This window comes from Flavobacterium sp. CFBP9031 (genome assembly GCF_034044945.1).
GTDB lineage: Bacteria > Bacteroidota > Bacteroidia > Flavobacteriales > Flavobacteriaceae > Flavobacterium.
Genome location: NZ_JAXCWF010000010.1, coordinates 240,679 through 265,777 on the forward strand (window position 1 = coordinate 240,679; position 25,099 = coordinate 265,777).

26 protein-coding genes are annotated in these 25,099 nt (G+C 31.6%); 12 read left to right on the forward strand and 14 right to left on the reverse strand.

Annotated elements, in window-relative coordinates; all coding sequences use genetic code 11:
• Positions 1–41: 41 nt before the first annotated feature.
• From SOM12_RS17690 to SOM12_RS17720, 7 genes are all read right to left on the reverse strand, one after another.
• The gene (locus SOM12_RS17690) at positions 42–854 is read right to left on the reverse strand and encodes an AraC family transcriptional regulator (RefSeq protein ID WP_320494642.1); all 813 of its coding nucleotides are present in this window, start codon (positions 852–854) and stop codon (positions 42–44) included.
• A gap of 15 nt (positions 855–869) precedes the next feature.
• Positions 870–1,412 (reverse strand): cysteine hydrolase family protein, encoded by a 543-nt coding sequence (locus SOM12_RS17695; protein ID WP_320494643.1) that lies wholly within the window; start codon positions 1,410–1,412, stop codon positions 870–872.
• 214 nt (positions 1,413–1,626) lie between these two features.
• Positions 1,627–2,376, reverse strand: coding sequence for an SGNH/GDSL hydrolase family protein (locus SOM12_RS17700; protein WP_320494644.1), 750 nt, complete (start codon positions 2,374–2,376; stop codon positions 1,627–1,629).
• 57 nt (positions 2,377–2,433) lie between these two features.
• Positions 2,434–2,862 carry a hypothetical protein gene (locus SOM12_RS17705; RefSeq protein ID WP_095929687.1) on the reverse strand — a complete coding sequence of 143 codons (429 nt, stop codon included), beginning with the start codon at positions 2,860–2,862 and terminating at the stop codon, positions 2,434–2,436.
• A gap of 67 nt (positions 2,863–2,929) precedes the next feature.
• Positions 2,930–3,703, reverse strand: a complete 774-nt coding sequence (locus tag SOM12_RS17710; protein WP_320494647.1) for a helix-turn-helix domain-containing protein — start codon at positions 3,701–3,703, stop codon at positions 2,930–2,932.
• Between the two features lie 131 nt (positions 3,704–3,834).
• Entirely contained in the window at positions 3,835–4,617 is a 783-nt protein-coding gene (locus SOM12_RS17715) for a DUF3050 domain-containing protein (protein WP_095929689.1), read from the reverse strand.
• 90 nt (positions 4,618–4,707) lie between these two features.
• Complete coding sequence (locus tag SOM12_RS17720; RefSeq protein WP_095929690.1) at positions 4,708–5,886, reverse strand: acyl-CoA dehydrogenase family protein; 1,179 nt, start codon at positions 5,884–5,886, stop codon at positions 4,708–4,710.
• A 164-nt stretch (positions 5,887–6,050) separates the two neighbouring features.
• Between SOM12_RS17720 and SOM12_RS17725 the strand changes: the two genes are divergently transcribed.
• Positions 6,051–7,826, forward strand: a complete 1,776-nt coding sequence (locus tag SOM12_RS17725) for a helix-turn-helix domain-containing protein (protein ID WP_320494649.1) — start codon at positions 6,051–6,053, stop codon at positions 7,824–7,826.
• 21 nt (positions 7,827–7,847) lie between these two features.
• On the opposite strand, the gene SOM12_RS17730 is transcribed toward SOM12_RS17725, so the two are convergent.
• From SOM12_RS17730 to SOM12_RS17745, 4 genes are read right to left on the reverse strand one after another with little or no spacing between them, the layout of a single operon-like run.
• Positions 7,848–8,000, reverse strand: a complete 153-nt coding sequence (locus SOM12_RS17730) for a TIGR04149 family rSAM-modified RiPP (protein WP_095929692.1) — start codon at positions 7,998–8,000, stop codon at positions 7,848–7,850.
• 46 nt (positions 8,001–8,046) lie between these two features.
• Positions 8,047–8,193, reverse strand: coding sequence for an rSAM-modified peptide (locus SOM12_RS17735; protein WP_320494650.1), 147 nt, complete (start codon positions 8,191–8,193; stop codon positions 8,047–8,049).
• Positions 8,194–8,241: 48 nt separating this feature from the next.
• Complete coding sequence (locus tag SOM12_RS17740) at positions 8,242–8,391, reverse strand: rSAM-modified peptide (RefSeq protein WP_095929695.1); 150 nt, start codon at positions 8,389–8,391, stop codon at positions 8,242–8,244.
• A gap of 48 nt (positions 8,392–8,439) precedes the next feature.
• Complete coding sequence (locus SOM12_RS17745) at positions 8,440–8,580, reverse strand: rSAM-modified peptide (RefSeq protein ID WP_095929696.1); 141 nt, start codon at positions 8,578–8,580, stop codon at positions 8,440–8,442.
• Between the two features lie 589 nt (positions 8,581–9,169).
• Here SOM12_RS17745 and SOM12_RS17750 point away from each other — a divergent pair.
• The 9 genes from SOM12_RS17750 to SOM12_RS17790 all read left to right on the forward strand — a co-directional run bounded on the left by SOM12_RS17750 (position 9,170) and on the right by SOM12_RS17790 (position 21,901).
• A complete protein-coding gene (locus tag SOM12_RS17750) occupies positions 9,170–10,726 on the forward strand; it encodes a vitamin K epoxide reductase family protein (protein ID WP_095929697.1) in 1,557 nt (518 codons plus the stop codon).
• A 63-nt stretch (positions 10,727–10,789) separates the two neighbouring features.
• The gene (locus tag SOM12_RS17755) at positions 10,790–10,972 is read left to right on the forward strand and encodes a hypothetical protein (protein ID WP_320494651.1); all 183 of its coding nucleotides are present in this window, start codon (positions 10,790–10,792) and stop codon (positions 10,970–10,972) included.
• Between the two features lie 1,387 nt (positions 10,973–12,359).
• Entirely contained in the window at positions 12,360–13,643 is a 1,284-nt protein-coding gene (locus SOM12_RS17760; RefSeq protein ID WP_320494652.1) for a TlpA family protein disulfide reductase, read from the forward strand.
• Between the two features lie 8 nt (positions 13,644–13,651).
• On the forward strand, positions 13,652–14,740 hold the full coding sequence (locus SOM12_RS17765) for a DUF6625 family protein (protein ID WP_320494653.1): 1,089 nt from the start codon (positions 13,652–13,654) through the stop codon (positions 14,738–14,740).
• Entirely contained in the window at positions 14,703–16,244 is a 1,542-nt protein-coding gene (locus tag SOM12_RS17770) for a vitamin K epoxide reductase family protein (RefSeq protein WP_320494654.1), read from the forward strand. Before SOM12_RS17765 ends, SOM12_RS17770 begins: the two co-directional genes overlap by 38 nt.
• A gap of 62 nt (positions 16,245–16,306) precedes the next feature.
• The gene (locus SOM12_RS17775) at positions 16,307–18,499 is read left to right on the forward strand and encodes a peptidase domain-containing ABC transporter (protein ID WP_095929702.1); all 2,193 of its coding nucleotides are present in this window, start codon (positions 16,307–16,309) and stop codon (positions 18,497–18,499) included.
• A gap of 2 nt (positions 18,500–18,501) precedes the next feature.
• Positions 18,502–19,791: an HlyD family secretion protein gene (locus tag SOM12_RS17780; RefSeq protein WP_320494656.1), complete on the forward strand. Its 1,290-nt coding sequence runs from the start codon at positions 18,502–18,504 to the stop codon at positions 19,789–19,791.
• Positions 19,792–19,842: 51 nt separating this feature from the next.
• Positions 19,843–21,495: a S41 family peptidase gene (locus SOM12_RS17785; RefSeq protein WP_320494657.1), complete on the forward strand. Its 1,653-nt coding sequence runs from the start codon at positions 19,843–19,845 to the stop codon at positions 21,493–21,495.
• A 22-nt stretch (positions 21,496–21,517) separates the two neighbouring features.
• On the forward strand, positions 21,518–21,901 hold the full coding sequence (locus tag SOM12_RS17790) for a hypothetical protein (protein ID WP_095929705.1): 384 nt from the start codon (positions 21,518–21,520) through the stop codon (positions 21,899–21,901).
• An 18-nt stretch (positions 21,902–21,919) separates the two neighbouring features.
• On the opposite strand, the gene SOM12_RS17795 is transcribed toward SOM12_RS17790, so the two are convergent.
• The 3 genes from SOM12_RS17795 to SOM12_RS17805 all read right to left on the reverse strand — a co-directional run bounded on the left by SOM12_RS17795 (position 21,920) and on the right by SOM12_RS17805 (position 23,800).
• Complete coding sequence (locus SOM12_RS17795) at positions 21,920–22,627, reverse strand: tRNA1(Val) (adenine(37)-N6)-methyltransferase (protein ID WP_320494658.1); 708 nt, start codon at positions 22,625–22,627, stop codon at positions 21,920–21,922.
• Positions 22,628–22,699: 72 nt separating this feature from the next.
• Positions 22,700–23,224 carry a ribosome maturation factor RimM gene (rimM, locus tag SOM12_RS17800; RefSeq protein ID WP_320494660.1) on the reverse strand — a complete coding sequence of 175 codons (525 nt, stop codon included), beginning with the start codon at positions 23,222–23,224 and terminating at the stop codon, positions 22,700–22,702.
• A gap of 15 nt (positions 23,225–23,239) precedes the next feature.
• Positions 23,240–23,800 carry a 30S ribosomal protein S16 gene (locus SOM12_RS17805; protein ID WP_320494662.1) on the reverse strand — a complete coding sequence of 187 codons (561 nt, stop codon included), beginning with the start codon at positions 23,798–23,800 and terminating at the stop codon, positions 23,240–23,242.
• 190 nt (positions 23,801–23,990) lie between these two features.
• Here SOM12_RS17805 and SOM12_RS17810 point away from each other — a divergent pair, with 190 nt between their 5' ends.
• Together SOM12_RS17810 and SOM12_RS17815 are read left to right on the forward strand one after the other, a co-directional pair.
• A complete protein-coding gene (locus SOM12_RS17810; protein ID WP_320494663.1) occupies positions 23,991–24,482 on the forward strand; it encodes a DUF6252 family protein in 492 nt (163 codons plus the stop codon).
• A gap of 113 nt (positions 24,483–24,595) precedes the next feature.
• A complete protein-coding gene (locus tag SOM12_RS17815) occupies positions 24,596–24,940 on the forward strand; it encodes an RNA recognition motif domain-containing protein (RefSeq protein ID WP_095929711.1) in 345 nt (114 codons plus the stop codon).
• Positions 24,941–25,099 lie beyond the last annotated feature (159 nt).

Here is a 25,099-nt window from a genome sequence, read left to right on the forward strand (position 1 = left end):
TAGCTTGATCAATAGGCCATGAATTGTACAAAACCGACATTTTAGAATGTTCTTTTTATGAGATTGTTGGTTAATTTCCCAGTGTTATAAAAATATTCTGTCGGAGTAATTCCAGTGTTTTTTTTAAATTCCTTTATTAAATGTGATTGGTCTGAAAATCCTGCATCGTAACTAATTGTAGTAAGATTGGTATCGTCAGACTTGTCTTTTAATAATTTTAAAAAATGATGTAGTCTTACAACGTTGCCAAATTTCTTCGGACTTAATCCAATGCATTCTTTGAATTTTCTTTCCAGATGTCTTTCGGTATAACCAGTATATTCAACTAATTGTTTTATAGAGAAATGCCCTTTACTGTTAATGATAAAGTGTAAAGAATGATTTATTATGAACTGATTTGAGGCTGGTTTTGCTACAATTAAGGACTTAAAAAAAGAATTCAACAATTGAACACGTATTGAGTTGTTTTGCTGAAACAGGTTCTCTTGAAGGGTTTTGATTTTTTCATCGAATACATCTTTAACAGGAATAATAGCATCGTGAAATTCATTGGCAGGAATGCCTAATAATTGATGGATTCCGTTGGGCTGAAAAACGACAACAATCAGCGTTATTTCATTTTCAGAATAAAGATCTTTAAAACCGTTAAGCTGTCCGTATAAAAAGGAAGCGGGCAGATATTCTTTTATTTCGTATTTATTAATTCCAGAAATAAGTTTGCTTTTTACCGAAAAGACAAGACCAGTATTACCATCAGAAAACAGGCGAAATTTTTGTACAGCAGTTTCGGTATTATCTAAGAACAGATAATGCTTAATATAAGGTGATAACTCTTTGGGAGGTGAAACTTGCATGTTTATAATCGATGTTTATTCGAAATCAAGATTGCCTTTTACGACGGCACCTTGACTTTCTAAATTTACTAAAACTTCTTCGATTCTATACTGCACATCGTCTCCGGTTTGAATTAATTCTTTTAGAAGCACTATTTCATAACTAGCTTTAAGAGCATCAAGAGCGGTTTGTTTGATGCAGTATTCTGCTAAGAAACCACATAAAATAAGTCTGCGAATTTGATTTTCTTTTAGGAAGTCTTTAAACTCCTGAGAGGAAAAACTGCTGTGTTCTGTTTTTGGAATTAGGATTGAAGATTCGTCATAATCGAGATCAATTTCATGCCCTTTTGTTTCTTCAATACACATAGAGGTTCCGGTTCCGAATTGGTCTTTTTGATAATTGGAAAAAATAATCACGAATTTATTCTTATCAAGCCTTTTGATTAAATCGTTTAGTTGACTTTGAACTCGCTGTATATGACTAATTGGATGTCTTTTTGCATAATCTCCGCCAATGTCTGTGAAATCTTTTTGAGGATCAATAATTACTAGTAATTCTTCGGGAGCTAATTTCATGGAAGTTTTTAATCTGCTTTTGTGGAATTTGAATCGTGAAGAATCAATTTTAGCAAAAATAGGTTTATTTTCTATAAAAAATGAAAACGTCTAATTTAGCCCCGATAGAAGCGATATCCTTTTGTGTTGGGGTTCAACACAAAAGATAAAGCGGATAGCGGGACTAAACGTGATTTTGAAAATGAGTTTTTTTGCTTCTAATAAATAAAAAATCTTAATCCTGCAGTGCTATTTTAACCTTAGGCATCATCTTATCGACAAACATTCTATAAGCGGCTTCTGAAGGATGCAAACCATCTGAAGCAACCAAAATCGGACTGTTGAGTCCTTCGCGCGTGATTTCTGTAATTGATACAAAGGCAATTTGATTGTTATTGCAATATTTCTCTGCAAAAGCATTGTATTGGTTAATTTCTGTTGAAATTGTACCGCTTTGATTTCCTGCAAGAGCTTGTCCGTATGGAGTATACGCGTAGTCTGGAATAGAAATTACGACAACATTTTTTCTGTCGCCTTTGGCTAGCATAATGGCTTTGTTGACTAATTCTGGGAATTCTTTTTCGTAAATAGAAAAACTTCTATGCTGAAATTGATTGTTAACACCAATTAAAAGTGTTACGAGATCGTAGTTGGATTCTGGATTTTGAGAATCAATGGCCGAAATTAAATTGGATGTTGTCCAGCCTGTTGTAGCGATTATTTTAAGAGAAATGCTACTAGAATACATGGCGTTTAAACTTGCCTTTAATTGCTCAGGAAAACGGCACGTAGCACACACGCTTTGACCAATGGTGTAGCTGTCGCCTAAAGCTAAATAATTTACTTTGCTGGCAATTGGTGGTTCTGTGGTTTTAGGTGGAGTTACAACTGGTGGAGAAGTTGTGGGAGTAGTTTCGTCTGAACTGCAGCTCAAAAGAAATACTGAAAGTATAATAGTAACTATTTGTTTAAAATGTGGTTTCATAATTTGTTCCAATTAGATTCTAGTCGCTTTAAACAAATAGTTACGTTAAATGACTAGTTACGGTTTTGTGGCTTCTTTGTAAATATTTCGTTCCATAGTAATGTGAAGTCTTTCAAACATTTCAAAGATATTAAAACTTTCTTTTTTATAGTAAGCTTGTACAGCTTCTTTGGCGCTTTTCAAGACCGTTTCATTTTCCCAAACGGCAATTGTAATGTAAATTAAATTGCCTTTTTCATCAACGCGTTCGTAAGCATTGTCATTTACAAATCCGTTTAAATGTTTTATAAAGTTTCGGTTGATTTGCACTCGTTCTAAAAATTCTTGTCTTGATTTCTCAGGAACAATAAATTTATCGATAAAAATTTGCTGCATGGTTTCTGATTTTTTAGGTTCAATTTCTGAATTGATTGTTGTTGATTGAGCATTTGTTCTATAGCTGAATAATGTCAAAAAGACAATTACGATTAAAAGATTTGTTTTCATAATTCTTGTTTTTATTGATGTAAAATTCAGAATTACGAAGCTCTAATCATTGTAAAAAATCATTGATTTACCAAAATGAAGGAAAGTTGAAAAACTCTGTTGGAGTTTGTCCTGTAAACAATTTGAAGTCTTTATTAAAGTGAGGCTGGTCAAAATAACCCGCATCAAAAGCCAGATCGATAAGGTTTTGGTTTTTTTGTTTGTGATCGATAATTGATTTTATACGAACAACATAACAAAATTGTTTTGGAGATGATCCAATTGTTTTTCGGAATCTTTTCTCAAAAGCATCTTGACTGATAAAAAGTGCATCGACAAGTTCTTTTATTTTAACGATGCCTTTTTTAGATTGTATGATATTAATGGCAGCTGAGATTAAATCGTCTGGTTTATAATTGTGGAGTCTTGATAAAAGAAACTGTTCTATAATTGCAATTTTTTGATTGTTGGTTTTTGCTTCGGCTAAAAGTTCTTCAATAATGGCAATTTTTTGCCTTGGAATAAAGTTGTCGAGCGAAACACTTTCTTCAAATAATTCATGAAGCGGTTCTTTAAAAAAAGCTTTAGCACCAGCTTCTTTAAACTGAACGACAAGAGTTGCCGTATCTTTTGCATAATTAATTAATCGTACAGATTTGCGAATACCCGAAATTGTAGAAAGGGGTAATTTATCATGCCGATTTTCTTGAATATAATTGACGTCGCCTTTGCAGCGAAAAGCAATTGCTAGCGAAGTGCTGGGCAAAACCCTGTTTGTCAATTCGTCTTCGCTTTGAATAATTCTGTAAGTTTTGACAAAAGGCTTTAATTGTTCTGTTGGAATGAAATCGATAATTTTCATTTGAAAGTGTTTTCAACAGTTTGAATGTCAAAGGTATGAAAAACAAAATTCCAATAACTTATCTGTTGTTAAAACAGTTTCAGTTATTGGAATTTTTTAGAAAAGAGTTACGTTAAATAACTTATTTTGTTTTAAACCATTTCGGTTTTCATCACGATTTCTTCTTCGATGGCGTTCCAAAGTGCGATACGTCTTTCTAAGGCAAGAATTGAAACTTCTTCAACTTCTTTCCATTTTTGAGCATCTTCTTCACATAGTTCTGTAATCATTTGCATAGCCATTGGTCCATGCTCGTCGGCATCCAATTCGATATGTCTTTCAAAATAGTATAGCAATTTTGCTAGATCTGTATCGGGAAGGTTTTTCTGGAAATTTTTCAAAATCTGAGTAAACATACTCGGAATCAAATCTTCTCTTCCAAAGGTAAATGCAGCAGCAATTTCGTGTGGTTTTCCTTCTTCGATAACTCTAAAAGTAAAATCAAGGAAAGATTTTACATTTGGATGTAATGAACTTTGTTTGATGGCAACAAATATATTTTGAAGCGAATGTACTTCTGATAAAAAGCTTAAAACTCCGGTTGTATTGGCTCCACAAGCTTCCATTGCTTCTAGATACATTTCGTAGTGGCTTTGTCTTCTTCCGTCAATTGTCAAATCGGTTTCTTCTGCAAGAACAATTTCGTTAATTAAATAACGAGTTTCTGGGTTTTTAGTTGCAAACCAAGGTGTTGTTGTGCAAGTAAGTTTGGCCTGCAATGCTTTTAAAAGTGACATAAAATCCCAAACAGCATAAACGTGTGTTTCTAGAAAGCTGTGTAAGTCATCTATGTTTTGAATCTTATTGTATAAAGAATGATGTAATAGTTGGTCTTTTTGTGTTTGTATGCTTTTGTTTATCGTTTCGATATTCATTTTAAAAAAATTTTAATGCAAAGATAAAAAGCTTCTCTGTTAGAAGAAGCTTTTTAAGATTGATTTTGTATATATTTTAATAATTATCAATTATTTAAACGCAGGGATTCCAGTTACATCCATTCCAGTTATTAATAAATGTATATCATGAGTTCCTTCGTACGTAATCACACTTTCAAGGTTCATCATGTGGCGCATAATAGAGTATTCGCCTGTGATTCCCATACCTCCAAGCATTTGTCTTGCTTCGCGAGCAATAGTAATCGCCATGTTTACGTTGTTTCGTTTTGCCATAGAAATCTGCGCAGTCGTAGCTTTTCCTTCGTTTCTTAAAACACCTAAACGCCAAGTTAATAATTGTGCTTTTGTGATTTCGGTAATCATTTCGGCCAATTTTTTTTGCTGTAATTGAGTTCCTCCAATTGGTTTTCCGAACTGGATTCTCTCTTTTGCATATCTTAAAGCAGTGTCATAGCAGTCCATTGCTGCGCCAATTGCTCCCCATGCGATTCCGTAACGAGCAGAATCTAAACAGCCAAGCGGTGCGCCTAAGCCAGATTTATTTGGTAAAAGGTTTTCTTTTGGAACTTTTACGTTATCAAAAATAAGCTCGCCTGTTGCAGATGCACGAAGCGACCATTTATTGTGCGTTTCTGGAGTCGAAAAACCTTCCATACCACGTTCAACTATTAATCCGTGAATACGGCCTTCTTCATTTTTAGCCCAAACAATAGCAATATCGGCAAACGGAGCATTTGAAATCCACATTTTGGCACCATTTAAAAGATAATGATCGCCCATATCTTTAAAATTGGTAATCATACTTCCAGGATCCGAACCATGGTCGGGTTCTGTTAAACCAAAACAACCAATAAATTCTCCTGTCGCTAGTTTTGGCAGGTATTTCATTCTTTGTTCTTCATTTCCGTATTTCCATATAGGATACATGACTAGAGAAGATTGTACAGATGAGGTTGATCTTACGCCAGAATCGCCTCTTTCGATTTCCTGCATAATCAAACCATAAGAAATTTGATCTAGTCCTGCGCCTCCATATTCTACAGGAATATAAGGACCGAAACCACCAATTTCGCCAAGACCTTTTATAATTTGTTTAGGAAATTCAGCTTTTTGAGCATATTCTTCTATTATAGGAGAAACTTCTCTTTTAACCCACGCACGTGCAGATTCGCGAACTAATTTGTGTTCGTCTGTTAGCAAATCGTCTATGTTATAGTAATCTGGAGATTGAAATAGGTCTGGTTTCATGTTATTTAATTTAGCAAAGCAAATTTACTGAATAAAAATATAACAAATAGATATAAAATTGTTATATTTTTTTATAGTAAAAATAAAATTAATAGGAATTTGGCAAATAAATTGTAGTTTATTGATAATTTATAGACTATTTTTGAATTCCAAAAACAAACTTAATGAGGCTGATCATCTCTTTTTTCTTTTTATTACTAATGCTTTGCAGTGGAGCTGCTCAAACCAATGGAGAGCTTACAGAAGAAAAGTATTTAGAATTACAGGATAAAATTCGCTTTAGTGTTAATGGAGATAATGATGAAGGCTTAGGTTATGTGAATCAGATGCTTAAGTCTAAAGATAACATCCACAAAGCTTTTGCTTATGGCGCAGGTTCGTATTTGTATCAGTTAAAAGGAGATGCTGATAAGTCTGAAAAAATGTATGCGGAAGCGATAAAGCACTTAGACAAGATTCCTGAATCAAACGAAAAAACAAAACTGCAAGCTTATCTATGTAACTATAGAGGTCTTACTTATTGGAAAAGATCTAATTATGGTAAGGCTCTAGGCAGCTATCAAGAAGGAGTTAAACTTTCTACTAAAATAGGTGATGTTGTTCAAATTGTAAAATTTAAAGCCAATATTGCCTTGCTTAATGAAAGTGTTGGCAACTATCAGTTATCTATAAAAATCTTAAAACAAAATGAAGCATTCTTAGACAAGAATGAAAGTCTGTACGAAAAAGATCAGTTTCAAAATTCTAAAAGCAACACTTATACCAATCTCGGAAATTCTTACGAAGGATATTATTCTAAAAATCGTGAAAAAACCTATTTATTAGATTCTGCAGAATATTATTATAAAAAAAGTGTAGCCTATTCGGATAAATTTATTGATAACAAGACTACTGCCAAACTTAGTTTAGGTAATATTTATGTGTTTAAAAAGGACTTTACCAACGCCGAAAAAATTTATTACGATATCTCTTTTTATGCAAAACAAGTGGACAATGAATCGCTATATCAAGTTGCTTGTTTTAATTTAGGAGACCTTTATTATTCGATTAAAAAATATGATAGAGCGCTTATATTTTTAAAAAAGGTAGATTCTATTAGTCAAAAAAACAAAACGGTAGACATTAGTTTTTTTAGGTCTAACTATATACAGGCTAAAATTTACAGTATCAAAAATGAACCTGAGTTAGCCTACAAACACTCTAAACTATACTTGGATTCTTATGAAAAATATGAAGGAAATCTTAGAGATGAAGCATTAGAGGTTAACTATAAATTGGGTACGGCAGATCTTAGCGGAGAAATGCTTAGCGTTCAGGAGAAATATAAATATGAAGTGTTTTGGAATAAAGCATTAAAAATATTTTATGTCATTCTCGTAGTTGGAATTGTATTTTTTCTCATAAAAAATATTAGGGATAAAAATAAAGCGCAAAAGAAAATGAACGCTTTAATTGAAGAGTTCAAAGCTAATCTGGAAAGAAAAGAACTTGAAAAAACAGAAACGGAACAAGTTGCAGCCGAAGCAATAGTAACAGAAATTCCAGAAGTAGAGGATGTTGCCTTGAAAAAAGAAAATGCTAATTTGAGTATCGACGAAGCCAAAGAAAATAAAATAGTAGAAAAACTATTGCTTTTGGAAGAAAAGCTAGAATACTTAAATGCCGATTTTACGCTTTCCTATGCTGCAAAAAAAATAAAGACCAATACCACTTATTTGTCTTATGTAGTGAATAAAAGATTTGGAAAATCATTTAGTGAATATTCTAATGAATTGAAAATTAACTACGTGATCAATCAGATGATTACAAACCATTTGTATCGAAAATATTCGACGCAGGCAATTGCAGAAAGTGTTGGTTTTAAAAATGCCGTATCTTTTGCAAAATCATTTCGCAAAAGAACCGGAGTGTCTCCAGCTCAGTTTGCGAATAATATTTAGTTTCATAAGATGTAACTTTTTTTAATTGTTTCCATTTCCGCCCGTTTTTTTAGGCTCGTTTTGATTATTTGGATCAATAGTTGGATCGTCACCTCCTCCTTTAATTGTTTTTAGCTCTTTTCTAGAGATTGCTTCTAATTGAAAATTTCCGAATGTTAATTTTTTATTTTTCAAGACTTTATTTTTTTTTGGATTAGTTTTTAAAAGTTTTTTCTATTGCTTAGGGATTTCCATTCCCGCCCGTTTTTTTAGGCTCGTTTTGATTATTTGGATCAATTGGATCGTCACCTCCTTTAATTGTTTTTAGCTCTTTTCTAGAGATTGCTTCTAATTGAAAATTTCCGAATGCTAATTTGCTATTTTTCATGACTTTTAATTTTTTGGATTAGTTTTTAAAGAGTTTTTTTTCTATTGCTTATGGATTCCCGTTTCCGCCAGTTTTTTTAGGTTCGTTTTGATTATTTGGATCAATAACTGGATCGTCACCTCCTTTAATTGTTTTTAGCTCTTTTCTAGAGATTGTTTCTAATTGAAAATTTTCGAATGTTAATTTGCTATTTTTCATGACTTTTAATTTTTTTTGGATTAGTTTTTAAAGAGTTTTTTCTATTGTTTATGGGTTCCCGTTTCCGCCAGTTTTTTTTGGCTCGTTTACATCATTTGGGTCTATATTTCCCCCTCTAATTATTTTTTGTTCTTCTTTAGAAAGTTTATCTATTTGAAAATCGCTGAATGTTAATTTTGAATTTTTCATGTTTTTGATATTTGTATTATTGAAAATTAGTACTATAAATCTTTCATAAATATTTTTTGGCAGTCACATCAGATGCGATAAAAAACAGCGCTAAAAATTGATTATGTAAAGTTTTTTGGGTTTATTTTTTGGTCTTTAAAAGCAGTAGAAAAAGAGATTTATTTATAAGTTAATTCCGATTTTTTAAAATTGTTTTTCTTTGCTTTTTTGGGAGTGTTTTTTGTTCTTTTGGAGGATCAATTATGGACTAAATTGGTCATTTTTTGCATCCTCTTTTTATGATTTTTTTCTTGTAAAATCACCTCTTTTTTAGGGCCTATTTTTCATGTTTATTAATGTTTAGATTATTACTTATCCAAAACTAGATAAAAAGCGAAACCGTTAATCGAAAATGGGCTTTTGAAGCTTTTTGATAAATAAATAAACATTTAAAGTCTTGTATTTCAAGATGTTGTCGTGGTTACTATACTTGGTATAATTTATAAATTGTATGTGGTATAATTAATAAAATGTATGTGTTCATGCGATTTTAATCAATAAAAACCCCAATCTTTGCAGTGTAATTATGATTTAAAAACGATCCAAAACGATGTTAAAGCTGGTCCAAAAATTTCTGCAAATCAATCGCTACTCAGATATCAAAAATGAGTTTAAGGATCTGTTTTTGTCACATCCAAATTATCCGAGTTTGTTTGCCATTACAGACTCGTTTGATTTGCTTTCTGTAGAGAACGCAGCAGTGAGAGTTTCGAAAGAGCAGATTGAAGATTTGCCTTCAAACTTTTTGGCTTATTTTAAAGACGAATTAATACTGGTAGAAAAAATTAAAAGCGGCGTTAGAATCACAACAACAAAAAAAGGAACTCAAAAATTATCTTATGATAAATTCCTTTTAGACTGGAATGGTGTAATTGTAGCTATTGAACCAAACAATGTTGTAGCAAGAGATAATCTTAAAATAGAATACAATTGGTTGAAATATTTTCTGCCTCTTGCCCTAGTAGCTGGATTATCTTTCTTCTTTAATCGTTTTGATTTGTTTAGCGCTTCCTTTTTGGTAACATCAGTACTAGGTTTTGTTGTAAGCATATTTATTGTACAGGAGAAATGGGGAGTTAAAAACACCGTAATTTCAAAATTCTGTAATTTAAGTTCAAATTCTTCTTGCCATTCTGTAATAAGTTTCAATGATGATATTGCAAATAGATGGTTGAGTTTTTCAGATTTGCCATTGCTTTTCTTTGGATCAAGCATCATCGCCATATTAGTTCAGCCTTTAAGTTCAGCTATTTTTATTGGATTTTTAAGTTTATTGGCCATTCCAATAATAGTTTGTTCGATCTGGATTCAGAAATTCGAGATTCAAAAATGGTGTATAATGTGTTTAGCAATATCATTCTTAATCTTGGTTCAAAGTATTGTTTGGTTTTCATCAGATCTTTTTACATTGAGTTTTAGTTTTAATGCCATTTTTCCTTATGTATTTTCTTTACTGCTTTTAATTCCGATTTGGGCGACAGTTAAAGTGATGATTAAAAAAATGCTTGATAATGAGAACTCTTTAAAAGAGCTTAAAAAATTTAAAAGAAATTATTCGCTATTAAATTTCTTATCTAAAAAAGTAAAATATACAAAAGGATTTGAAGATTTAAGAGGCTTGACATTTGGCAATAAAAATGCAGGAGTTAGACTTTCTGTAATTCTTAGCCCAAGTTGCGGACATTGTTATAAAACTTTTCAAGAAGCTTTCGATTTAGTATTGAAGTTTCCAGACAAAATATTTTTGAATGTTCTCTTTAATATTAATCCAGAAAACAACGACAATCCTTACAAAGCAGTTGTAGAAAGACTATTAACAATTAATAGAACAACGCCAGGAAAAACAGTTGAAGCAATCTCAGATTGGTATATCAAGAGAATGGTTCACAAAAAATGGCTTAAAAAATGGAATGTTGATTCTGTAAGCATGATGATAAATCAGGAAATTCAGAAACAATACGATTGGTGCTCTATGAACAATTTTAATTATACACCTATTAAAATTGTCAATGAAAGGCTGTTTCCAAATGAATATGAATTGAACGAATTGAAATATTTCTTAAATGATTTTGTTGAGGAAGTTCAAGTTTTAGAGAAGACAGCATAAAAAAACAGAAATTTCGACTGTTAAAATAGAAAAAGTGAATCCCCCGATTTAAAACCTGCAGTTATGTTAAAGAATATTTTGAAATTGAAAGGTGCAGTAGAATTGACTGCAAATGAGCTGAAAACAATGAATGGAGATCATGCTCCTATTTGTGAAGATGGATTTAAAGCGAAAAGATGTACAGAATTTGGAACTGTGCCAGCACACTGGAGTTGCATACCAAATAGTTACGTCGGAAGCTGTTAAGGAATAAATACTAAGCATCAAGTTATTAGGGATTTGAGGCTTAAACTCAAAAATGTAAATAACCAGTTATGTTAGAAAAAATTTTAAAAAGCAAAGAAACAAGAAAGCTGACAAAAAAAGAGCAGAAAAGCATTTTAGGAAGTGAGTATTCACAAGAACTGAATTGCAATGACACTGCTGTCGAGAAATATTATGCTTGCTAATTTTAATGTTTAGATAGTAACAATCAAGCACTGTTATTATATAAAAAAGGTATTAATTATGTTAAAGAAGATTTTAAAACTCGAAGGTGCTCAGTACATTAACAAAAATGTGCAGAAGACCATGAAGGGAGGAATTCCAGATTGTTGGGTTTATGCTTTGGAAGCAGGATGCATTTTAATACCGTTAGGCGAAACTTGTCCGCTAAATACATCATCGGGTATTTGTGATACAAGTCGTCTTTGTTGTTGATTTTTAACTTTTTTAAAAGTAATACGATATAGCCTTATTTAGAATTTAGTCATGTTTTTTTTGAATGTATAGGCGCTCGATCGTGGAACATTGAGCAAATTCTCAGTATTGATGATTGGTACTGAGATTCTTAGGAGTTGGTCGCTGTGTTAATTTTATTTGGTTAGGGTAACCGCGACCATGTCCTAAAGAAATTGTGTTGCTAAAATTTGTTTTTAAATACGAAACAGAGAAGATTATATCTTCTCTGTTTTTTTATGTTAAAATTTAAATATTGCCATTTTGTAAGTTTAAAAGTATTATATTTATAATAATCATAAGTTTAATCTTAAAATTGTGAATTTGATCGCGAGCAAATCATAAAACTTTAAAATTATTCTATGAGTTATTTCCTAACTATAACATTTTTAAATTATGAAAAATTTACAAAAATTTGGTAAAGCTTTAAGCAAAGCTGAAATGAAGAGTATTAATGGCGGATTTTCTTGCTCTTGCAATGGTCGTTATCTAGGAGAGTATTCTTCTGCTAGCGCATGTTGCTCTGCTTGCAATGTAAGTTGCTAAATTACAGAGTAGGGTAAGGAGGGAACTCCTTACTCTTTATTAATTTTTCTTTTAATCAGCAACAAAGCCTTCAGAATTATCTTAAATTATTATGACTATAAGCATTTATAAATATAAACAAAGACTACTAGTTTTGTTTCTTGTGCTATTTTTTAACCAGGAAACTTTTTCGCAAAATAATGCAGTTATTCTAGGCAAAGGTTTTGATAAACAAAATGGCAAACTTCTTAAAGTAGCAAAACCAATTGGAAATTATCCTAAAAGTTTTTATAAAAAAAATAGCGACGATATAAAAGTTGAAAATGGCCAATTTGTAAAAAAATTAGAATTAGATTCTAATGGCTTTATTACAGTTTATGAAGATCCGTATATGTTTGGAAGTTTTTCTTTTTTTGTAGAGAAAGGAGATTCCATAATAATAGAACAAAAAAAAGATAGAATTGAAATAAGCGGGAATAATTCAGCTTTTAATAACCTTTATACAAATAATTCATACTTAAAATTAAGTGCAGATAGCGTTTTTGATGTTTTGACGGTTTTAAAAAAGTACAAAAATGCAGATGATGTTATTAAAAATGTAGATATTCAAAAACAAAAAATATTTAATTTTTACAAAGTTTTAAACAAAGAGAAAAAAATTAGTGCGAATTGTTTAAAAGCAGTTAATGCTGAAATAGAGGGGCGAATTAATTTTTTTGCGGGTAATTATTCAGAAAACGGAAGAAATGAGGAAACGAAAAAAAAATTAGGATTAGCATTTGATACAAAAGAAGCTCAAAAATTAGTTGAGTTTTATAATTCAAAGTATTCTGTATTCAACGAAAATAGTTTGTATAGTACCATATTGGATCAAAACCTCTATATGACGGGTTGGAATATGGAAGCACAGGCCAAAAAAACAAATAAAAAAGTCAATAGGTTTTGGAATCAATTTGATGAGCTATTTAAAAGTTGCAGATCAAATTTTGGTGTAATTGATTTTGTAGAGCCCGAACAATACAAAGAAATATATATTGCAAGTTGTATTTTTGAGTCAATACGATTCAATTGTGTAAAAAATAAAAAAGACTTAATAGCTGTTTACAGGGCCTTTATAAAAAAATATCCTGAAAGCAATTATAATATGATAATTGAGAATCTTCTTTTTGAAGATGATCTAAAACAAAAGGAGAATAATAATTCTCCAATAGGAAGTTTAAGTTCGTATGACTCAACTGTTGGGTTGTCGATTTCAAATAGCCTTATTGATGAAAAGAAATCCTTTGAGGAGGCAATTGCTGAAAAATATCCAAATCAAAATTTGTTCATTGATTTTTGGGCAACATATTGCTCTCCATGTATTAAACAATTTGAATATAATGACGAACTGCATCTGTTTTTAGGCAAACAGGATATTAAAACGATGTATGTGACTATTGATAACGAAGCAAGTGTTGATTTATGGAAGAAAATGATTAACGACTACAGTTTAGTTGGGTATCATTATTTTGCAAGCGAGATCTATAGAAATGAAAAAATAATGAAAGCAGTTATTGATTATGTGCCTCATTATTTTGTTTATAATTACAAAACAAAAAAAATAACTTTAGTTGAAGGTTATCCAAGCGAGAAACAAAAATTTTATGATAAAATAACGGCTTCCCTTATTAAATAAATTAGAGCATGGATAGTCCTAAGAAAATAGCTTTGCTATATCCTTACTATGGAAAATTCCCATGGTATTTTAAATTTTTCATTGAATCATGTAAGTACAATCCGTCAGTAGATTTTATAATTTTCACAGACATAAAAATTAATGACGAACTGCCGAAAAATATAATTGTAGTTGAATACTCATTTTTAGAATTGAAAAAATTAATAAGTGAGAAAATTGGCTTTTCTGTTTCATTGAATTCTCCTTATAAATTATGTGATTTTAAGCCCGCATATGGAGTAATTTTTTCAGAATTTATTACTGATTATGACTTTTGGGGACATGGAGACATTGATTTAATCTTCGGAAATATAAGGACATTTATGACCGATGAGGTTTTAGATAATTTTGATGTGGTCTGTGTTCGGGATGAATACGTTACAGGTTTTTTTACTTTGTTTAGAAATAATGAATTTGTAAATAAATTATATGAGGAAAGTAAAGATTATAAGTTTGTTTTTCAGAACGAGAAAAACTTTGTATTTGATGAATGCGGCAACTTGTTTTCAGAGCTTCAAGCGGGAGAATCTATTTTTGAATTAGAATCGGAAATAGAAACAATGACTCATGTGATAAAAAGACTTAATCAGGAAGAAAAAATTAGAGCTTATTTTGATTTCTTTGTTGTTGAAGGTGTTCCAGGAAATTTACTTTGGGATAATGGTACGCTTAGCTTTAAAGATCAGTACGAAATACTATTGTATCATTTAATCTCATTTAAGAATTTTCCACACTTTGTGCCTTTTTTTTGGAAAAAAGTACCTTCAAAATTTTATATCGGTAAGAATTACTTTTCCTCTTATCCTGAGAAATCCTTTAGAATTAAGTTCTATAAGATATTCTTTGAATTCTATTTAAGCATTTTAAATCTAAAAGAGGCATTTTCGAGATGGCTTGAAAATTTAAAAATATCTACATTATTATTTTTTAATAAAAACGCATATGACGTAACAGAGGTAGTTATAATCATAGATAACAAAAAAACAAGAAAGGTAAAAAGGTTAGAAAAAAAACAAATTAATGGAAAAGCTTCTAAAGAGATTTTTAGTATTAAATGATTATAAATATTTAACTGAAGAGTTTACTGACCTATTTTTATCTCATCCTAATTATCCTAGTTTGTTTGCTATAAATGATACTTTAGATATACTAAAGATTGAAAATATAGCAACTCGAATTTCTATCGATCAATTTGAAGATTTACCAGATTCTTTTTTAGCATTAATAAATGAATCTAGTATATCTGAAGAGTTAGTGTTAATAGAAAAGAAAGATTTAAATATTTTAGTTCATTATAAAAATCAAAATTCAATCATATTAAATCGGAATGAGTTTAATGACATTTGGACTGGAATTGTTCTTGGTTTAGAGGCAAATACAGAAAAAAAAGGTAATGCTAATATCAAAAGCAAGTATTGGTTTTATCTTGTGCCAACAGTTTTTATATTTGGTTTTATATTTTATAATTCATTTAATTGGATCAATTTAGTTTTTTTCTTTTCTACACTAATTGGTCTTATATTTAGCATCTTTATAATTCAGGAAAAGTTTAATTTGACAGAAGAGTCATTGTTTAAATTTTGTTCTTTAAGTAAAGAAGTATCATGTAATAGTGTTATAAAATCAGATCAACAATTCTTTTTTGGACTTTTAAGTTTTTCTGATTTACCTCTGATTTTTTTCGGAAGTAGCTTCTTTAGTTTTATTTTTGACACATATAAAGCAACTCTCACTATTGGGATATTAAGTATTGTTGCAATTCCATTTATTTTATATTCTATTTGGTTGCAAAAAGTAAAACTAAAAAAATGGTGTTTACTGTGTTTGATAATATCATGTATTCTACTATTTAATGCAGGCTTTTATTATTCGGTTTTATTTGAGGGAAATTTTTATTCTTATAGTATTTACTTTGAGTATATAATCTCTTTAGTTCTTGTGATGTCATCTTGGTTGATAATAAAGCCAATTATTTATAAAAATATAGATTTAAATACACAAAATAAGGAATTAAAACGATTTAAGCGTAATTATAAAATATTCAAAATACTAACGGATTCAAAGCTTGTTTTAGAAGAGAAATTTCATAATCTTGATAAGATATTTTTAGGGAATTCAGATGCTAAAATCGAGCTAAATTTAATTTTGAGTCCAAATTGTAAATATTGTCATATTGCTTTTAAAGAAGGTGTAGATTTGGTAAAGAATTATCCTGATAAAATATCTTTGAGCATTTTGTTTAATATTAATAAGGACAATCCATCGGTAACTATTCCATGCAAAATTTTACAAATCAAGAAAAATAATCCTGAAAAAGTTGCTGAAGCACTATCTGACTGGCATATTGATAATCTTCCAATAGAAGATTGGAATAAGAAATGGGATATAGTTATAGAAGATGAGACTAAAGTACAAATCCAGACACAATATGATTGGTTTGAAAAAAATGGATTCAATTCTGTACCTGTAAAATTAATAAATGGAAGTATCTATCCTTCTGAATATGATTTGCTGGATCTAAAATATTTTATTAGTGAAATGGCAGAGGATGCAATATCATAGTAATTTTATACTCTTTTGTAAGTATTTTAGATTATATTGCTGACAATAAATTTGAATGAAAATTGAAAAAATTTCCCCATTATAAACAGGCAGATTACAAAGATTGTGGCCCAACGTGTTTAAAAATAATTGCAAAACATTACGGAAAAACAATCAAAATTCAGGAATTGCGTGATGCAAGCGAGACAACTCGTGAAGGAAGTAATCTACTTTTTTTAAGCGATGCTGCCGAAAAAACAGGCTTTAGAACTTTAGGGGTAAAGCTAAGCCTGGAGAGATTAGAAGAGGTGCCCTTGCCTTGTGTTCTGCATTGGAACCAAAACCATTATGTTGTACTTTATAAAATCAAAAAAGGGACATACTATATTTCTGATCCAGGTTTTGGACTAATTCAATATAATAAAGAAGACTTTTTAAAATTCTGGATTGGCAATAATGCCGACGATCAAACCAAAGAAGGTGTGGCATTGCTGTTGGAACCAACACCTGTTTTCTTTCAGTCTGAATTTGATAAACAAGAAGGTGGAGAAATAGGTTTTGGACTGTTATCGCATTATATTCTTCGCTATAAATCATTTTTAATACAGTTAAGCATTGGGTTATTGGCAAGCAGTTTATTGCAGCTTATTTTCCCTTTCTTGACTCAAAGTATTGTTGATGTCGGAATCCAAAATCAAAATCTTAATTTTATTTATCTGGTTCTTTTTGCCCAGCTTTTTCTTTTTGCAGGAAGAACAGGTTTGGACCTTATTAGGAGCTGGATTCTACTACATTTGTCAACCCGAATCAATATTTCCCTTATTTCAGATTTCTTTATCAAATTAATGAATCTGCCTATTTCCTTCTTCGATGTCCGAATGACTGGAGATATCATGCAGCGAATAAATGATCATCGCCGTATCGAAAAAATTCTTACCACATCATCGCTCAATGTTCTATTTTCTGTAATTAATATGTTTATAATGGGAGCTGTTTTGGCTTATTATAATCTGCAGATTTTTTTAGTCTTTTTTGCAGGAAGTGTGTTATACTTTGGTTGGATAATTCTATTCTTGAAAAGAAGAGAAGCATTAGATTATAAACGATTTGCAGAAATTTCGAATGAGCAAAGTAAAGTAATAGAGCTGATAAACGGAATGCAGGAAATTAAGCTTCATAATGCCGAAAAGCAAAAACGATGGGGCTGGGAGTATGTTCAGGCAAGACTTTTTAGGGTTTCTATAAAAGGATTGGTTTTGGAGCAGACTCAAACCATTGGTTCTTCAATTATTAATGAATTAAAGAATATTTTTATCGTATTTCTTTCGGCAAAATTAGTGATTGATGGTTCTATAACTTTAGGTATGATGTTAGCAATCAGCTCGATTGTTGGGAGTTTAAATGGGCCGATTACGCAGCTTATTGAATTTGTTAGGGAGCTTCAGGATGCGAAAATATCTTTAGCCAGATTGTCTGAAATCCATCAAAAAGAAGATGAAGTCCAGCAGGAGGTCAACCAGACAAGTGAAGTTCCGCAAGATGTCGATATAGAAATTAAAAACCTTTCTTTTCGATATTTAGGTTCAGATATTCCTGTTTTAGACAATTTAAGTCTTGTAATTCCGAGCAATAAAGTAACGGCAATAGTTGGTGTTAGCGGAAGCGGTAAAACGACTTTAATGAAGCTCCTGCTCAAGTTCTACGAACCTGAAAAAGGAGAAGTGCTTATTGGAAACGCACAGCTTAAAAATATTTCGCAACATGCATGGAGAGCTAATATTGGAGCCGTAATGCAAGAAGGTTTTATTTTTAGTGATACCATTGCGAACAACATTGCTATTGGAGTTGATAAAATTGATAAAGAGAGATTGCTTTATGCTGCAGATGTGGCAAATATTAAACAATATATCAGTGAGCTGCCTCTAAATTTTAATACCAAGGTAGGTTCTGAAGGATTGGGAATGAGTACAGGACAGAAACAGCGTTTGCTTATAGCAAGAGCCGTTTATAAAAATCCCGAAATTTTATTTTTTGATGAAGCCACTTCGGCTTTAGATGCCAATAATGAAAAAGAAATCATGAAAAAACTCGATATCTTTTTCAAAGAAAAAACGGTTGTGGTAATCGCGCATCGATTGAGTACTGTTATGAATGCTGATCAGATTGTGGTTTTAGATAAAGGAAAAATCATAGAGATAGGAAGCCATTCGTCATTGGTAGAACAAAAAGGTAATTATTTTGAATTGGTTAAAAACCAACTGCAATTAGGAAATTAATCATGAACAAAGATACATTTGAATTAAGAAGCGAAGAGGTTCAGGATATCCTGACCAAAGTACCACATTGGATGATACGATGGGGAACAGTTTTAATATTTACCATAATTGTTTTATTGTTTTTTGTTTCCTGGTTTGTCAAATATCCAGATGTTGTAAAAACAGAAATCGTAATTACCACTAATATTCCGCCAGAGAAGATCGTTTCAAAATCTTCTGGACGTATTGAGGCTATTTTGGTTAAAAATAAAATGCTGGTTCCTAAAAACAGCACATTGGCTATTATTGAAAACACAGCCAATTACAAGGATATTTTTCGACTAAAGGATATTGTTGACAAATACGACATCAATAACTCCCAAAAAGAATTTCCTTTTGAGCTATTGAAAAATGTTCAGTTCGGTGAAGTAGAAAGTGCGTATGCTACATTCCAGAAAGATTATCAAGCGCAGGAGTTAAATAAAGACCTGCATCCATTTCAGGTAGAAAGTAGAGCGCAACAGTCTGAAAAAGTCCAAATAACAGAAAGACTGGAAATCCTGCAGCAACAGAAAATAATTAACGAACGCGAATTGGAGCTTCAGAAAAATGAAGTGGCTCGTTTTGAAACGCTGTTCAATAAAGGAATTATTTCTGCTCAGGAAATGGAAGTTAAAAAATTGAATTTCCTTCAGGCGCAAAAGAACTATCGAAGCCTGCTGTCCTCGATTTCTCAATTGAGATCTTCTTTGATTGACAACACAAAATCAAGCCAGAATTTGCAAATAAATAGCACTAAAGAAGAGGTTAATCTCGACCGTAGTGTTTCTCAGTCCTTTTATCAATTGAAAAAAGTGATAAGAGATTGGGAGTTGGCGTATGCTTTAAAATCATCAATTAGTGGAAAGGTCACCTTTTTGCAGGTTTGGAACGAAAATCAGACTATAAATGTTGGAGATAACGTGTTTTCTATTATTCCAGATGCAAAAAACAGTTTCATAGGAAAAGTAAAAGCTCCAGCTTTAAATTCAGGAAAAATAAAAGTGGGGCAGAGGGTGAATATTCGTTTGGCAAATTTTCCTGATAGAGAATTTGGCGTTTTAAAAGGAGAGATCAAAAATATTTCGCTGGTGCCCGATAAAGAAGGAAATCTACTTATAGATGTTGCGCTTCCAAACGGTTTGAAAACATCATACAATAAACAAATTGCTTTCCAGCAGGAAATGAAAGGAAATGCAGAGATTGTAACCGAAGATCTGCGTTTAATTGAGAGAATCCTGTATCAGTTTAAAAGCATTTTTGAACAAGTTTAAAAATTAACCAATCCCACATACCTAACCACTAACCAAAATCACAAATTTTAAATGAAAAAAACAGTACTTATTGCCTTTTTATTATTATTTCAATATTCTTTTTCAAAACCAATTACCGAAACTCAAAAGCTAGCTGCAACCTGTAAAATCTGGGGTTTCTTAAAATATTATCATCCAAATGTTACCGATGGAAGTAAAAATTGGGATGAACAATTATTTCAAATCCTACCAAAAGTTGAAGAAGCGAAGACTTCTGAAGCATTTTCTCTGGTAATTGAAAATTGGATTGATTCTTTGGGGGAAATTAAAAAACAGGAATCTTTAAAACCTGCTGTAAAAAAAGAATATTTTGATAAAAATTTCGATTTGTCATGGGTCAATAATAAAGAATTGTTCTCGAAATCACTTTCAAAAAAATTGAAATTTATTGAAGAGAATAGAATTCAGGAAAAACAGTACTATGTTGCTTATGAATTCGGCAGTAATGGCCCTCCATTACAATTTAAAAATGAAGTAAAATATGCAGATTTTAAATGGACGGACAAAAAACTTCGTCTTTTGGCGTTATTCAGATATTGGAATTACATTGAATATTTCTTTCCCTATAAATACCAAATGGATCAAAATTGGGATAAAGTATTAAATGAAATGCTACCAAGATATTATACTCCAGAATCTGAAAAGGATTTTAATTTGGCAATGCGCGAGATCTCTGTAAAGCTAAATGATACTCACGCTTCAACTAGTATGTCTCAATTGTTCGAATATTTTGGGGATAAATTTATTCCTGCAGATGTTAATATCATTGATGAAAAAGCGATAGTTGTTGCATTGAAAAATGATTCTCTAGCAAAAGTTAGTGACATTAAAATTGGAGATGTAATTACAAAAGTAGAAGGAAAAACAATTGCGGAAATTTTGAATGAAAACCGAAAGTATGTAGAAGGGTCTAACGAGCCGTCTGTTTTAAAGAATGCATATTGGGCAATTTTTAACGGAAAAACACCTTCTTTTGAAATCGAATTTATTCGAGACGGAAAAACGGCAGTAAAGTCTATTAATAGATATAAGTACGAAGATTTAAAAATTCAGTTTTCAGATAAAGAAAAATGGAAAATTTTAGAGGGTAATATAGGTTACGTTGATTTTGATGAACTTAATCCAGCAGATGTCCCAGCCTTAATTTCGGCATTAAACAATACGAATGCAATAATTTTTGATAATAGAAATCGACCACACGAGGTTATGTATCCAATTGCAGATTGGCTTAATTCTGAAGAGAACGAATTTGCTAGATTTCTTGATCCAGATGTAAATTATCCTGGGCGTTATTATTGGAGAGAAGGAATTCAGAAGTGCGGAAAAAATAATCCAGATCATTATAAAGGAAAAGTAATTGTTATAACTAATGAAAAAGCTGTAAGTCATGCTGAATTTACTGTAATGAGTTTACAAACGGTTCCTAATTGTGTAGTTATCGGAAGTCAGACTGGTGGTGCAGATGGAGCAAACTACGGATTTTCGCTCATTAAAGGATTTTATACTTCATTTACCTGCTATGGAGTTTTTTATCCAAACAAAAAAGAAACTCAAAGAATTGGTATTGTTCCAGATATCGAAGTTAAACCAACTATTTTAGGTATTCAGCAAGGCAAGGATGAAGTTTTGGAAAGAGCAATTCTTTTTGCTAAAAACGGCAAATAATTAAAATAATAGTAAAAGTATAATGAAAAAAATCATCGTTTTTTGTCTATTCTTATTAGGGGCTGTTAGTTATTCTCAAAAATTAGATTGTACTAAATTTAAGAATGGAAAGTTTGCGGCTCCAGCTTTTCCAGATGAATATGCTATTCGGAAAGATTCTATTGAAGAGGGTTATTTTGAAAGTAAATTGCAAACAGTTTGGAGTGTCAAATGGCTTAGTGATTGCAAATTAGAAAAGATCTGTATTAAAAATTTAGGAGCAGATAATGTTAAAATTGGGGATAAAAGTGTAGCAGAAATAATTTATACAGATGATCAATGTGTTACTTATTCAATAGTATATTTTAATGAAGAAAATCCGAATGGAATAGGTTTTCAAAGAGGAGTGTGTCTGCAAAAAGAGTAATTTATTTAAAGATGCTTTTTACATCTTTAAATAAAAATCTTTAGTCAATTCAATATACTCAGGAGTATAAACGTGTCTGTCGATTTCGATGATAAGTTCATCGATTTCAATTTCAGGAACTTCATTTCGGCTAAAAGCTAATAAACTACGCTTAATTTCCGATTTTGGAGTTCCCTTAACTCTTGTGATTTTTATTGGATAAAGTTCTGATTCTTTTGCTAGGGCAATAAATTTTTCTTCTTCTTTGAAAGGAAGAATAACGGCTAAAATTCCGTTTTCTGAAAGTAATAAATCGGCAGCCTCAACAATTTCTTCAAAAGGCATTGCATCCTGAAAACGCGCTAAATCGCGTTGTTCGTTATCTGTTTTGTAATCCTCAGCATAAAAAGGCGGATTCGAAACAATTAAATTATATTCATCTTCCGGTTCTTCAATAAATTCATCTAAACCAGCATGAAAACAAAATAAACGATCGCCCCAAGGAGAACTTTCAAAATTTTCTACCGCTTGTTCGTAAGCGTCTTCATCAATTTCGAGCGCATCAATTTGTTCTGCATGACTTCTCTGCGCAAGCATTAAAGCAATAATTCCTGTTCCAGCGCCAACATCTAAAACACTAAACGGATTATGATGAATGGGAGCCCAAGCGCCAAGTAAAACGCCATCAGTGCCTACTTTCATAGCGGTTTTGTCTTGTTTAACAGAAAATTGCTTAAACTGAAACATAGTAAATTCTAATTTATTATTAAGATTTCGAGTTCAGGCAAGAAACTGAACACTTAAAACTGTGACTGAATACTAAAGATACATCTCCACAAGACCTTCAGGAAGGTTCATGATTACTTTTTTGTTCTCACGATCAATTTTTACAAGAAAATTATCAATCATTGGAACTAAGATTTCAACTTCACCATTTAAAACTTCAAAAAGAGGCTGGGCAGTTGAATCGTTGATAGAAGTTATTTTTCCGAAAATACCTAAACGCTGGTCTTCGATTTCGAAGCCAATAACTTCGTGGAAATAGAATTTATTGCCAGTAAGTTTTGGCAACATAGTTAAAGGAAGGTAGATTGCATTTCCTAATAAAGCATCTGCATCTTCTTCGGTATTTACATCTTCAAAACGAACTCTTAGAAAGTCGTTTTTGTGTAATGAACTTGTTTCAATAAAAAAAGGAACCAAGTGTTTGTTGTGTTCAACAAACACTGATTCCAGATTTTCGTATAACTCAGGCTCATCTGTGTCTAAATAGACCAAGACTTCACCTTTGAAACTAAATTTTTTAGCGATTTTACCTAAATAAAAACAGTCTTCTTTACGCATTATCGCTAAGTAAAATTATGCTTCAGTTGTTTCGTTATTCTCTTCAGCAGCAGGAGCTTCTTCAGTAGCTTCAGCAACTTCTTCAGTAGCCTCAGTAGCTTGTGCAGCAGCTTCAGCTTCAGCTTGTGCAGCAGCAGCATCAGAAACACGTTTAGCGTTAACTTCTTGCTCAGCTTTTAAAGCTTTTGCTTTAGCATCAGCTTTTGCTTTAGATAAACCATCTTTTTTAGCATCAACTTTACCAGCTTTTGATTCTAACCAAGCAGTTAATTTAGCATCTGCTTGCTCTTGTGTTAAAGCACCTTTACGAACTCCTCCATCAAGGTGGTGTTTCAATAAAGCACCTTTGTAAGAAAGGATTGCTCTTGCAGTATCAGTTGGTTGAGCACCATTGTGTAACCATTTTACTGCACTGTCAAGGTTTAAATCAACAGTTGCTGGGTTAGTGTTTGGATTGTAAGTACCGATTTTCTCTAAGTATTTACCATCTCTTTTTGAGCGTGCATCTGCAGCTACTACCCAGTAAAAAGGTTTTCCTTTTTTACCGTGTCTTTGTAATCTAATTTTTACTGACATAATCTTATTGATTAAATTTTGAGGTACTCGACCTCTGTTAATTAAGGGCGCAAAGATATAATTTTTTTATGAAAAACACGTTTTAAAGAAGATTAAATGTACTTGAGTTGTTTTTTTAGCATTTTTTTGACTTTTTAATTTAAGTATTTAGTTCTTAATGCGATACTTTTGCATCAAATTCATTTTAAACATGAAAAAATACTTTTACTTTTTATCACTTTTACTTTTACTTATCTCTTGTACAGAAGATGTAAGATTTAATAATCCTGCTTTTCAGACCTTAAAAGACAATAATTTTTGGAGGGCTCAAGTTTATGAAGCAGGAACAGAATCGAATGGAACTTTTGTTATACACGGTTCTCTAGGGTATGAACAAATCAGTTTTAAACTTCCTACGCCAACTGTAAAGACTTATGTTTTAGGTATAGATGATGTTACAAAAGCGACTTATAAAAACACTTATAAAGGACAAGAAGCAGAGTTTAGTACTGGAACTGCAAAAGGAAGCGGGCAAATTGTCGTGACGGAATATAATACGGAAGAAAATACTATTTCGGGAACATTTAAATTTACTGTAGTTAATACTGATCCTACTGCTGAGAAGCAAGAAATGCACTTTTCGGAAGGTGTTTTTTACAAAATTCCGGTTGCGCCAGAAGGGAATTTTGTTCCTGTTGATTAAGTTCTTCGTCTAAATATATTTTGCAAAATCAAAATAAAAACTTAAATAAACTAATATATAGTAGATTACAGAATAATAAGACTACATTTGCTTATTATTATAAATAAATATCTATGAATATTTTTGTTGGAAGCCTTCCATTCAGTATTGAGGAAGCAGATTTAAGAGAGTCTTTTGAGGCTTATGGAGCAGTTGACTCTGTTAAAATTATTACTGATAAATTTACTGGAAGAAGTAAAGGATTTGGTTTTGTTGAAATGCCAAATGATGCAGAGGCTCAAAAAGCAATCGATGAATTGAACGGTGCTGTAGTTTCAGGTCGTACAATCGTTGTAAATAAATCTGAGCCAAAACCAGAAGGCGAAAGAAGAAGTTTTAATAACAACCGCGGAGGAAACGATCGTGGTGGTTACGGAAACAACCGTGGCGGAGATCGCGGAAACAGAAGAGAATATTAATGTTTTTTTTCTAAAATATAAAAGGGATCAACGAAAGTTGATCCCTTTTTTTGTTTCAGGTTTGTCTCGTCCTGAAATAGCGATACACAAAAAAGTATCGTATGGATAATTACTCAAAACGTACACAGAAAGATTACACACTTAGCTTTAAACTTGGTG